Here is an 11,906-nt window from a genome sequence, read left to right as displayed (position 1 = left end):
CACGAGGGGCGCGCGGTGCGGGTGGGAGAGAGGGCGGGAGAGGAAGCGACATGATCACTGGGGATTCCGGTGCCGTCCGGGCGGAGGGCCTTCGGTTCGGGTATCCGGGGCGCGAAGTCCTGCGCGGCGTCGACCTGCGTATCGGAGCAGGGGAGCTGGTGGCCCTGATCGGGCTGAACGGCTGCGGCAAGAGCACCTTCCTCAAGCTGGCCGCCGGGCTGCTCGCCCCGAGCGGGGGCCGTGTACTGCTGGCGGGGGACGAGGTGTCCGGGCTGACCAGAAGGGCTGCCGCCCGCCGGGTCGCGCTGCTGCATCAATCCGCCCCGGCCGTACCGGGGCTGACCGTACGCCAGTTGGTGCGGCAGGGGCGGTACGCCGCCCGGGGGCCGCTCGGCATGCTCCGGAACGGGGACGACGAGGTGAGTGCCCGGGCGCTCGCGGATGTCGGTGTCACGGAGTGGGCGGACCGTCGGGTGGACGCGCTGTCCGGGGGCGAGCGCCAACGCGTGCGGCTGGCCATGGCGTTGGCCCAGGACACCCGGGTGCTCCTCCTCGACGAGCCGACCACCTATCTGGACCTGAGGCACCAGCTGGACGTGCTTCAAACGGTGGTGCGGCTGCGCGAGCAGCGTGGCTTGACGGTGGTGATGGTGCTTCATGACCTCAACCACGCGGCCCGCTTCGCGGAGCGGATCGTGGCGTTGTGCGACGGCCGGGTGGCCGCCGACGGCACGCCGCACGAGGTGGTCACACCGGGACTGCTGGCCGAAGTGCTGGGTGTCCAGGGCCGGGTGGACCGGGATGCCGAGGGCGGCTGGCCGGTCTGTTACCCAGATCACCCTGTCGAACATCGAAAACCATTGCAGAATGAAAATCATATTCATTAGTGTCTGTGGTGCGGCCGGACGACAGCCGCGACCATCAACACGAATCAAATGGAGGCATCAACTCATGGAGCGCGACAAGGTGTTCAGCCCGATCGCCGACCAGGGCCAGCTCGCCCACCTCTCCGCCACCCACTCGAACGCCCTCGTCGAGAACCCCTTCGACGACGCCGTCGAGGCCGACACCGCGGCTGAGAAGTAGCACGCCTCCTGCTGACAACAGCAGGTAGCGAGAACGCGCGACGGGCCCGCCCGGCTGTGATACGGGCGGGCCCGTCCCGTTCCTGGCCCTGACAACGACCCACACCCGGAGGTTTCCGTGCCCCCCAGTCGACTCGCTCCCGGCACCGGGATCGTCAACGTCCCAGGTGAAGGACTGGCACTCCGCACCGCGGACGGGGAGTTCCTGCGCATCGACACCGGCCGTGCCGACGGCGAGGCACTGACCCACCGGCTGGTCACGGGAGCGGGCGGGAAAGGTACGGAGACGAACGACGAACTCGCCCCGCTCGTCGAGGCGTTCGAGGAGGCCGGCTACGCCGTTCCGGCGACCGCGGACCCCCGGCCGGGTCCACTGCGCGGACACACGGTGCTCCTCCTGGGCGACACAAGCCTCACCGCGCCGCTCGCACGCTTCGCCGCCGCCGAGGGCGCCGATCTCCGCACGGCGGAACCGGCACAGGTATCCGAACTCGTGGAGGGACACGCGCCCGACGTCCCGACCGCGGTGGTCTGGTGCCTCGACTCGCCCGTTCCCGAAGGGCTGTGGGACGAGGCCGACCGGCTGCCCGCGGTGCGCGTCGGCTGGCTGCGCTGCCACCGCGAGGGCGCCCACACATGGATCGAACCGATCGCCTCGGCCCCCGGGGACATCACCTCCGCCCACATACGTCTGCGCAGGCTCGCCGCGACCCCCGCCCACCGCGAACTCGCCGCCTACTGGGCCGGCCACCGCACCCCCGACACCGGCCCGCGCCCCACCGAGGCGTCCGCCGCGCTCATCGCCTCACTGCTCACCGCCGACCTGGTCGCCTGGGCGGCCGGAGAGCGGTACAGGTCCGCCGCACTGCCCGTTCGCCGCAGACTGCGGCGGGTGGACCTGAGGGATCTGACGGTCACCGACCATCCCGTCCTGCCCGTGCCCGCGGTCGCCCCGTTGCCCGCCTCCGCCAAGCCGGTGGGCAGCCGGCCATGACCGCCCGGACTCACCACGTCATCGCGCCGGACGGCGTCCGGCTGGCCACCGACCTGTGCCTGCCGCGATCCTCCGGGCCCCACCCCACCGTAGTGATCAGGACCCCCTACGGCCGTACCGCCCACCGCGCCGAGCTGCGCGGCTGGGCGGCCCACGGCTTCGCCGCCGTTGCCCAGGACGTACGGGGCCGGCACGGTTCGGAAGGGGAGTGGCATCCGTACGGGAACCATGAGGACGAGGACGGCGCGGCGACCCTGTCCTGGGTGCGCGGCCATCCGTGGAGCGACGGCCGGGTGGTCGCCGCGGGAGCGTCGTACGCCGCCTACTGCGCGCTCGTCACCGCCGTGGCCCATGACGGCGACGGTGACGCTACGCCGGACGCCGTGATCGCCGCCGTGCCCGCCCTCGGCCTCGCCGAGACGGCTCGCGAGGCCACCGGACCCGAGCGGCTCCGGGCCCGGGCCGGATGGTGGGCGGCGCACGGCGACCGGCCCGACTCCGACCCCGAAGCGCTGGGGACGGCCCTGGCCAGGGATCCCCAGCTGCTGGAACACCTCCCGGTCGTCGGATTGGGCGACCGGCTGGAGCGTGAACTCCCCTCATGGCCCCGGATATGGGACGACCGCCGGCGCGGAAGGCTGGTCCTGGACGGGTCGGCCGCCCGGCTGCCGCTCCTCGCGGTCGGCGGCACCCGCGACCCGTTCGCCGAGGACACCCTGGCGCTGTGGCGAGGCTGGGGCGGCCCGTCCCGACTGCTGCTCGGACCGTGGGGCCACCGTCTCACCGCCGGGGCGGCACCGGCCGCACCCGGCCGGATCAACCTCGGCGCGCTGTACGTACGGTGGGCGAAGGCGGCCCTCGCGGGCAGGCTTGAGCACACCCGGCACGGCGTCATCGCCCTTGGTGACAGCGGCCGCTGGTACCGCGCACCGGGCGGGCGTACGGCACCGAGTGGGATCGGGGACGCGGTATCCACCCGGCCCACGGTCTGGGCCTTCGGTACCCCCACGGGCCTGCGGCTGCTGCACGGCGCGGAGTTCACGGCCGACCCGGCCCGGCCCGTGCGCTCCGACGATCTCATGGTCCCGGTGGACGGCGACGGCGCCGACCGCTGTGTGCTGCTCTCGCCCCCGCTGCCGCGCCCGCTCGATCTGGCCGGGCACGCGGAGGCACGAGTCAGAGGCGTCACCGACGGGCCGTGCGCCGACTGGGCGGTCCGGGTCACCGCTCTCGACCCGTCCGGCCGCGCGGAACCACTCGCCTTCGGCATCGTCCGGCGCACCGACCCGCCGGGCGGGACCGCGGACATCACCGTGCCGCTCGGCACCCTGGGCCGCCGGCTCGACGCCGGAACCAGACTCCGGGTCGAGATCGCCGGACACCACTTCCCCGCCCACGCGCGCAACCCGCACACCGGCGAGAACCCGGTGACGGCCACCCGGCTCGCACCGTCCCGCAGGACCGTACTGACCGGGGGCGGCGCCCTCGTCCTGCCCGTCACCGCCCGACGTCGCTACGTCGAGCCCGTACCGGAGATATGCCGTTGAGCAGCGTTCTGCCGATGAACACCGTTCTGCCGATCGAGGCCCTTGTCGATCCCGTCTGCGGGCTGATCCGTGATGTGGCACCCGTTGAGCACCCGGACGGCGCACCGCCCCGCTACATCGCCATGACCGCCAATGTCGCGGACGCCCGCCGTCTCGGCGCCTGGCCGGCCGACCGGGTCTCGCTCGGCACCACGTTCGGCGACCCCGACGGCGCGCGGATCGCCGCCATCGCCGAGGCCGTCGAGCGCTACTGCGGCAATCGCCTCCCGCCGCCGGGCCATCCGAACGCGCCCCGGCGGGCCACCGCCGACCAACTGGCGGCCGAGGGGCTGCGACTGTACGGGCCGGGAGAACTGCCCTCGTACGCCTCCTGGCAGTACGAACGCCAGGGATTCCCGTACGCCGAACTCCGGCCGGAAACCCCCGCGCTGTGGACACCGGGTACGGAGGACCGGCGGGAGTGCTGGGCGCCGGTGGCGCTGACCCACCTCAACTGGCGTCAGGGCGAGCTGCGTTCGCTCCCGCGCACCCATCACCTCAACTACGCGGGGATAGCCACCGGGCAGGGGTTCGACGACGCCGTCGAGCGCGGTCTCCTCGAAGTCGTGGAGCGTGACGCCCTGGAGCTGTGGTGGCATCTCGACGGCCCCACCCGTGGCATCGACCCGGCGACCGTGCCCGGCCTCACCAAGGATCTGGCGGGCGCGGACCTGGAGGTCCACATCGTGGAGATGCCCTCCGAGTTCGCCCCCTGCGCGGCGGCGCTGGTGCGTGATCCCCGGCGGGGCATCCACGCGGCCGGATTCGCCTGCCGCTACGACCCGGCCGAAGCGGCCCGCAAGGCGGTCCTGGAGGCCGTGCACACCTGGGTGTTCACCCAGGGCGCGGTGGACGCCGACGGCTGGGTGTTCCAGGCCGTGGAGGCCGGCATGCTCGCCCGCGGTCTCTACCTCGACCACCGGGCCGACCGGCGCTATCTCGACGACTGCGGACCGCGGTTCGCCGCCGTACGCGACCTCGGCGCCCATGTGCAGGTCTGGCTGGACGACCGGATGGCCCCTCTGGCGCGCCGCTTCACCGAACCCGCCCTCGGCACCGTCCCCGTCACCGAGGTCGCCCACGGCAGCCGGGAGGCGCTGGACGCCGCCCTCGCCGCCGGCGGACACCGTGTGATCACCGTCGACCTGACCACCGAGGACATCGCCGAGACCTCGCTGCGCGTGGCCCGCGTCCTGGTTTCCGGTCTGATCCCCAACGCCCCGGCCGCCTTCGGCTACTTCGGCAGCCCGCGCTTCGCCGAGGCCGCGCTCGGCCGAGGGTGGCGGGCCCGACCACCGGCCGCGCCCGCGGACTTCACGCTCGCCCCGCCACCACACATGTGAAGGCACCCGTTCATGACTCGCACTCCCGTATCCGCCGCCGACCAGGCGCTGAGGCATGCCCTCGCCCACGCCAGATCCGCCCACGTGCCCGCCCGTGCGGCCCTCACGCCGTACCGCTCCTTCCCCTGGGCCGGTGAGTCGTTCCCCCTCGGGCGGCCGGGCGAGCCGGGTGGCCCCGGGCAGTACGGCGGCCCCGGACAGATGTCCCCGGGCGGCGAACGGGTGGACCTGGACCGGCTGCTGCGGCTGTCGCTCGCGGTGCCGGGCGGCGGGGCGGGCTGGCGTCGCCCCGTACCCTCGGCGGGCGCCCTGCACCCGGTCCGGCTCCATCTGCTGCTCGGTGCGGGCTGCTCGCTGCCGCCCGGACGGTATGCCTACGCGCCGCACGCCCACCGGGTCCATCGCCGCGGCCCGGCCCCGGCCGACGCGCCGCCGGGAGCGATCGCCGTACTCACGGTCACCGCCGGGACCACCGTCACCCACTACGGTCACCGGGCCTGGCCCCTGCTCCTACTGGACGCCGGCCATGCCGCCGCCGCACTGGTCCTGGCAGCGGAAGGGACAGCTCCGACGGTCTGCCTGGACGCGGACGGTGCCACCCTCTCCGCAGCGGCCGGGCTTCCGCGCGCGGGTGACTGGAAGACCCTCTGGCCCGGCACCGAACCGGAACAGCCACTCGCCGCCGTCCGCCTCACCCCCCGAGAGGCCGGCCACTTGGACGACCCGCTGTCGCTCTGGGCCCGGCTCCCGCTCGCGGACGTTCCCGCCGCCCGGCCCGGTGCGGACGTCATGCCGCCTGTCGCACTCGCCGAGACCCGGTATCTGCTGGAGATCCTCGGCGCCGGTGAGCGGACCGGGGCCTCCTGGCACACCGCCAGGCGCCCCGCGCCCGTCACGGACAGCGTGCTGCCGCAGCGCCGGAGCGCCGACCCGGCGGATCTCACACAGCCGCCTTCCGAGGAACTGCTGGCCCGGATCCTCACCACGGCGGTCGACGCGTGGCCGGATGGACCGACGTGGAGTGCGGCCGTCGGCGGCCCCACCCCCGGGCTGCTCACCCTGGCCGCACCGCCCGCCATGCGCCCGGGACTTGCTGTGCGAGCCGCGTCGGCCGTGCGAGCCGCGCCGGTCCTGCGCGTTCTGGCGACCGGAGAGGCACGGCCCACCCTCGCCCACTGGGCCGCCGGGCAGGGCTGGATCGCCGAGGCGGGCGCCGTACTGCTGGCCCACGGCTGCCCCTCCGACGCCCCCGCCGCCAGGGTCGGACTCGACCACCTCGCCGCCGGATACGCCGCCGGAATGGCGCACGCCCACGCCGCGGCGGAGGGACTCCCGTCACGGCCCATCGGCTCCTGGCAACAGGCCGACCTCGGCGCCGCGCTCGGCGAGGCCCCCGGACGCGACTGGATCGTGCACGGTCTCGCCCTCGGCGGCCCGCCCGCCCCGACCACTCCGCCCCGCGAGGAAGAACGCCCATGATGCTCCACCCGGAACTTCTGCGGGCCGCGCGCGGCGCGGCCCGGCCACTGGCGGGCGCGACCGCCCTGCTCGTCGTGGTCACGCTCACCCACCTCGCACAGGCCGTACTGCTCGCCGTCGTGCTCTCCCGGATCGCCCGGGGCGATCTGAGCGGACTCCCTTCGCTGCTCGGGGCGGTGTTCGCCGTCGTCCTGGCGCGCGCCGCGCTGGGCAGGACACAACGACTGACAGCGGTGAAGGCGGGAGCGAACGTCCGGGTCCGGCTCCGCGACGACCTGCTGAAACGCCTCGGACAACTGGGGCCGACCGCGTTCACCGGCGCCCGGGCGGGAGCGGTCCGGGCGACCGTCGTCGACGGCGTCGAGGGCGTGGACGCCTATGTGTCGCGCTACCTTCCGCAGTTGCTCATCACCTGCACCGTGCCACTCCTGCTGCTCGCCTTCGTCGCCCGGGTGGAGCCGAGCGCCGTTCTGGCCCTGGGGCCCGCCCTGCTGCTCGCGCTGTTCGGGCCGCGCGCGTGGGACCGGCTCCTGGCGCGTCGCGGCAAGGAACACTGGGACACCTACGAGGCTCTGGCGGCCGACTACCTGGAAGCGTCGCAGGGCATGGCGACGCTGCGTGCCACCGGAGCCGTCGGCCGCACCCGGGAACGGCTGGAGCGGCGTTCGGCGGCGCTGCACCGCGCCACCGTGGCCAAGCTGCGCGTCTCGCTGGTCGACACCGGTCTCACCGACCTGGCGGTCCAGGGCGGAACCGCGGCGGCGGTCCTGGTCGCGTGCGCCTCCGCGACCACCGGGCGCACCACCGACGTCGGAACGTACCTCCTGCTGATGCTGGCATCGGAGTGCTTCCGCCCGGTCCGTGATCTCTCCCGCGAATGGCACGCGGGCTATCTCGGGGTCTCCGCGGCCGACGGCATCGCCGCGCTGCGCACCGCCGAGGGCGGGGTGGCCGACCGCGGCACGGCTGCCGCGGAGTGGGACCGGGCCCCCGAAGTCAGCTTCCAGGATGTGAGCTTCACCCACCCCGGGGCGGAGCTGCCCGCCCTGAGCGCGGTCACCTTCACCGCCGCCGCCGGGCGCACCACGGCCATCGTGGGGCCCTCCGGAGCCGGAAAATCGACTCTCCTGAGCCTGCTGCTGCGTCACCGTGACCCCGACAGCGGCCGGATCACCGTCGGCGGGATGGACACCACCGCGTACGCGCTCGACTCACTGCGCCGGGGCGTCGCGGTGGTGGCACAGGAGACGTATCTGTTCCACAGCACGATCGCGGACAACCTGCGCCTGGCCCGGCCCTCGGCGACGGACGCCGAACTGCGCGAAGCGGCACGCACGGCGGGCATCCACGACGAGATCGCCCGCCTGCCCGACGGTTACGCCACTCTCGTGGGCGAGCGCGGTGCCACGCTCTCCGGCGGCCAGCGCCAACGGCTCGCGCTCGCACGGGCGTTGCTCGCCGACGCACCGGTCCTGGTCCTGGACGAGGCGACCAGCGCGGTGGACGAACGCGGCGAGGCCCGGATCGTGCGGGAACTGCCGGCGGCGAGCCGCGGTCGCACCTGCCTGGTCGTCGCCCACCGGCTCGACGCCGTACGCCACGCCGACCACATCGTCGTCCTCGACGCCGGTCGCGTCGAAGCGGTCGGCGATCACCAGAGCCTGCTGGCGGGCGGTGGCGTGTACGCCTCGCTCGTCGCCGCGGGCAACAGCACCGCTCCGGAGGAACAGGCCGCGTGAAGCCGACCGAGCAGCGACCGGACGAACCCCGCGAAGTCCCTGACGAATCTCACGAAGTCCCGGACGAACCCCGCGAAGTCCCGGACGAACCCCGCGAAGTCCCGGACGAACCCCGCGAAGTCCCGGACCAACCTCGCGAAGTCCCGGCCGGGCACGGGGAAGAGCGGTCGGGTGCCCTGCGCTCCCTGCTGCCCGTTCTCGGCGCGCACCGTGCGATGGTGGCGCGTACCTGCCTGGCCGCCCTGATCGACCAGGCGGCGCTGGCCGCTCTGGTCACCCTCGGCGCGTACGCCGTGGGTACGGCGGTGATCGAGCACCGCCCGCCGTCCGCCGCCACGGTCACCGCACTCATCGTGCTCGTCCTGGTCAGAGGAGTGTCCACCTGGCGGGAGATGGACCTCTCGCACGACCTCGCCTACCGGGTCCTCGCCGAACTGCGGGTACGGATCTTCGACGGGCTGGCCCGCAGCGCGCCCGCCCGGATCGCGGGCCGCCGCAGCGGCGACCTTGCCGCGACCGCGCTCGGGGACGTGGAGGCGCTGGAGTTCTTCTACGCCCACGCCATCGCCCAACTCCTCGCCTCCGCAGTGGTGTTCGGCTCGGCCGCAGCGGTGCTCGGCACTCTCGAACCCTGGCTGCTCGCCGCCGTACTGCCCGTCGCGCTGCTGCTCGTCTGGGCGCCCGTCCTGGACGGACGCGGCCGTGCCGCGCGGGGGGCCCGCACCCGAGCGGCGCTGGCCGAACTCTCCGCGGAGAGCGTCGAGACCGTCGACGGCCTGCGCGAACTGTTGATGGCCGGAGCCCTGGACCGCAACCGGGCCCGGCTGCGGTCCTACGGTCGCCGGCTGGCCCGGGAACAGCGTGCCGAGCAGTCCTGGGAAGCCGGCGCGGGGGCCATCCGCGATCTGCTGATCGTCGGCGCGCTGATCGGGGTGGTCGCCGCGACGGCGCACGTGGTCGCCGCGGGCCGGCTCGGCGGGGCCTGGGCCCCGGCCGCGATGGCCCTGGCCCTGGGGGCCCTGGCACCGGTCGCCGACTCCGCGGCGTCACTGGGCCAGGCGGGCAGCCTGCGTGCCGCGGCCGTTCGGGTCCGTGCGGTGCTCCAGGTACCGGCGGGCGCGCCGGAACCGGCGACTGCCCGCCCGCTGCCGGCCGGCCCGCTCGGGATACGGCTGCGCGGCGTCCGGTTCGGGTACGGCGCCGAGCCCGTTCTGGACGGCCTGGACCTGACGGTTCGGCCGGGGGAGACCGTGGCCCTCGTCGGAGCGTCGGGCGCGGGCAAGACGACCTGCGCACACCTGCTCGCTCGCTACTGGGATCCCGAGAAGGGGTACGTCGAGTTGGTGCCGGAAGCCGATGCCGAACCCGCCGACCTGAGGGATCTGCCCGAACGTGACCTGCGTGCCGCGATCGCCGTCGTCGGACAGGAGGCTCCGCTCTTCCACGGCACGCTCGCCGAGAATCTGCGTCTTGGAGCCCCCGACGCCACCCCGGAGCGGTTGCGCACCGTGATCCGTGTCTGCGGCATCGATTCCATCGTCGACGCCCTCCCCGAAGGGCTCGGCACGGCGGTCGGCGAACGGGGGGCCACCCTGTCAGGCGGACAACGGGCCCGGGTGGCCCTGGCCAGAGCGCTGTTGAGCGACCCCCGGGTGCTGGTCCTCGACGAGACCACGGCACATCTCGACCACCGGGGCGACGCGGAACTCGCCGGGGCCCTCGCCCGGGTCTCCGCCGGCCGCACGACCCTCGTGATCGCGCACCGCCCCGCCACCGTCCGCAGGGCCGACCGTGTCGCGGTGCTTGAGGAAGGGCGGATCGTGGAGGAGGGAACGTGGGACGAACTGACCCTGTCAGGCGGTGCGTTCACGCGCCTGTTCACCCGCGATCCGGCTCACGGGTCGGTGGTCGCCTCGAAGCCCGCGCCGTAGATACGCGGACAGCTCCCGGCCGCAGCTCTCCTGGGCCTGCCGCCGCTGTCCCACCCTTCAGGGAGTCATGGAGAACCGGCGGCAGACGTGAACCCGGCTGAATTCGCTTCGTAGTTGGGTCTCGTCCGCGAGTTCCGCGTGCAGGAACGCGGCCATCAGCCGCAGACGGGGCCGCGGTTCGAGGACGACGCGGTCAGGCTCGTCCGCGGCGGTGTAGGCATGCGCGAAGACGTGGAGGTAGTGGTCACTTTCCTCGAAACCCATCGCCCGGTACCAGCGCAGGGTGTCCGGGTCGTCTCGGGTCCACGCGTCGAGCGTGGTCACCCCCACGTCGCCGATCCGGGAGCGCGTTTCGCGGAGGAGCGCACGGCCGAGTCCGCGATGCTGGTGATCGGGGTGGACGGCGACGGTGTCGATGGTGGCCAGCGTGTCCACGACCATGGTGTCCATGATCCCCACCACGGTGTCCGTCCGATCGACTGCTACCAGTTCGAGGCCGGGAACCGGGATGGCGGGCTTGGCGCGATCGACGTCGTCGTAGTAGGCGGTGTTCAGGAAGGAGAGCACCCGGCAGCGGAGCCAGGAGCCCTCGTCGGCGCGGGTGTATGCACGGATGGTGTAGGTCACGGTCGTGATCCTCACAGGTTTTGAGGTCGAGGCCGGTTGCGTAAGAACCCGTCGAGAGGGCCGGGAGCGGGTCGACATGCCTGAACTCCTCTCGGAGATCGATCTTCGCGGGCCGCCGAAGCCGCCGTGCTTCTACGACGATCCGGTGAACAAACGGGCGCCGCAGGATGGCGTCCATGGCCCGATGGAGGCGCCGCGCGCACGTCGCCATGGTCCTGGCCCCCCGTCATCCCTTCGTTGTGTTCAGCCGTTCCTTCGCCGTGTGGGGGCGGGAAAGTCCGCCTCGCGGCCGCCGGAAGGGCGTCATGGTCGGGTCGTATCAGCCATCGACGCCCGCCGCGGCGGCGTGCGTCGCCTCGGAGTGGGTGACGACGACGTAACGAGCGTGCGTGGGCGCGTAACCTTCCGGATTCCCTACCGCCGCCGGACCTGGCGCGCCGGGGGCCTGTACGGGTCCGCGACGTCTGCGGGGGTGTCGCGGCTGTTGGGTCGTGGGCCCATTCGGGTGTGCCGGACGTGTGAGATGAACCGAGGCGAGCGGGAACGGACCCAAAGCGGGCAGCAAACGGAGCGCGAGGGTGGTCAAACGGGCACGACGTGTTCATGGACGCCCATAAATCGGACACGGTGTGCGGTGTGTCGAACGTGAAATTCTCATGTGTCGCGGACACGGACGACGCGGAGCAATGCCAGGTGACGGAGGTTCGGCGATTCGCGTTGGCATATGCTTCGGCGCATTCGCGTCGTAAGGTGGCGGGTTCCATGCGCCGACGGTGACGTGTTGTCTCGCATCCCATAACCACAAGCGAAGAGCCTGGTGCGGGCAACGCCCATTCCGATAGCCTGAACCAGGCGCTGGAGCATGGCGGTATTGCATTCACTGTGGCTTTGCGTGAATCCACTCGCGTATTCAATCGGGCTTCCCGCGGTTCCTTTCGCTTGGCGCGCCCAGTCGGGCCGGACGTCCAGTGGCTCGTGGTGCGGGATCCGGTATACGCGGCGTTCCTGTTCGGAGTTGCCACGTGGATACCGGACTGGGCTGTGATGAAGCCCACTATGTGCCGAACGCTCTGCGGCACTCCACTCAGGCGGCGCGAATCTCGGCGCGGGCCTGCGTTTCAT

At 73.0% G+C, this 11,906-nt stretch carries 9 protein-coding genes; 8 read left to right on the top strand and 1 reads right to left on the bottom strand.

Features of this window, described 5'->3' with window-relative positions:
• The first annotated feature begins 50 nt into the window (after window positions 1-50).
• From M1203_RS12190 to M1203_RS12155, 8 genes are all read left to right on the top strand, one after another.
• Complete coding sequence (locus M1203_RS12190; RefSeq protein WP_249949642.1) at window positions 51-887, top strand: ABC transporter ATP-binding protein; 837 nt, start codon at window positions 51-53, stop codon at window positions 885-887.
• Window positions 888-951: 64 nt separating this feature from the next.
• Window positions 952-1,086 (top strand): streptamidine family RiPP, encoded by a 135-nt coding sequence (gene amiA / locus M1203_RS12185; RefSeq protein ID WP_249949641.1) that lies wholly within the window; start codon window positions 952-954, stop codon window positions 1,084-1,086.
• Between the two features lie 117 nt (window positions 1,087-1,203).
• On the top strand, window positions 1,204-2,079 hold the full coding sequence (locus tag M1203_RS12180; protein WP_249949640.1) for a hypothetical protein: 876 nt from the start codon (window positions 1,204-1,206) through the stop codon (window positions 2,077-2,079).
• A complete protein-coding gene (locus M1203_RS12175) occupies window positions 2,076-3,626 on the top strand; it encodes a CocE/NonD family hydrolase (protein WP_249949639.1) in 1,551 nt (516 codons plus the stop codon). The genes M1203_RS12180 and M1203_RS12175 overlap by 4 nt, the downstream gene beginning before the upstream one ends.
• Window positions 3,627-3,640: 14 nt before the next feature.
• A complete protein-coding gene (locus M1203_RS12170; protein ID WP_249949638.1) occupies window positions 3,641-5,008 on the top strand; it encodes a YcaO-like family protein in 1,368 nt (455 codons plus the stop codon).
• 12 nt (window positions 5,009-5,020) lie between these two features.
• Window positions 5,021-6,487, top strand: coding sequence for a nitroreductase (locus M1203_RS12165; RefSeq protein WP_249949637.1), 1,467 nt, complete (start codon window positions 5,021-5,023; stop codon window positions 6,485-6,487).
• Window positions 6,484-8,226: an ABC transporter ATP-binding protein/permease gene (locus M1203_RS12160; protein WP_249949636.1), complete on the top strand. Its 1,743-nt coding sequence runs from the start codon at window positions 6,484-6,486 to the stop codon at window positions 8,224-8,226. Before M1203_RS12165 ends, M1203_RS12160 begins: the two co-directional genes overlap by 4 nt.
• 176 nt (window positions 8,227-8,402) lie before the next feature.
• Window positions 8,403-10,157: an ABC transporter ATP-binding protein gene (locus M1203_RS12155; protein ID WP_249950018.1), complete on the top strand. Its 1,755-nt coding sequence runs from the start codon at window positions 8,403-8,405 to the stop codon at window positions 10,155-10,157.
• Window positions 10,158-10,214: 57 nt separating this feature from the next.
• Here M1203_RS12155 and M1203_RS12150 read toward each other — a convergent pair whose 3' ends face one another.
• Window positions 10,215-10,784, bottom strand: a complete 570-nt coding sequence (locus M1203_RS12150) for a GNAT family N-acetyltransferase (RefSeq protein ID WP_249949635.1) — start codon at window positions 10,782-10,784, stop codon at window positions 10,215-10,217.
• Window positions 10,785-11,906: the final 1,122 nt, after the last annotated feature.

This window comes from Streptomyces sp. 35G-GA-8, assembly GCF_023534745.1.
Lineage (GTDB): Bacteria > Actinomycetota > Actinomycetes > Streptomycetales > Streptomycetaceae > Streptomyces.
The sequence above is the reverse complement of the archived record's forward strand: the minus strand, read 5'-3'. Positions and strand labels throughout refer to the sequence as shown.

Coding starts and splice junctions, on each gene's coding strand:
- M1203_RS12190 (WP_249949642.1), top strand. CDS start 51: ATGATCACTGGGGATTCCGGTGCCGTCCGGGCGGAGGGCCTTCGGTTC.
- amiA (WP_249949641.1), top strand. CDS start 952: ATGGAGCGCGACAAGGTGTTCAGCCCGATCGCCGACCAGGGCCAGCTC.
- M1203_RS12175 (WP_249949639.1), top strand. CDS start 2,076: ATGACCGCCCGGACTCACCACGTCATCGCGCCGGACGGCGTCCGGCTG.
- M1203_RS12170 (WP_249949638.1), top strand. CDS start 3,641: ATGAACACCGTTCTGCCGATCGAGGCCCTTGTCGATCCCGTCTGCGGG.
- M1203_RS12165 (WP_249949637.1), top strand. CDS start 5,021: ATGACTCGCACTCCCGTATCCGCCGCCGACCAGGCGCTGAGGCATGCC.
- M1203_RS12160 (WP_249949636.1), top strand. CDS start 6,484: ATGATGCTCCACCCGGAACTTCTGCGGGCCGCGCGCGGCGCGGCCCGG.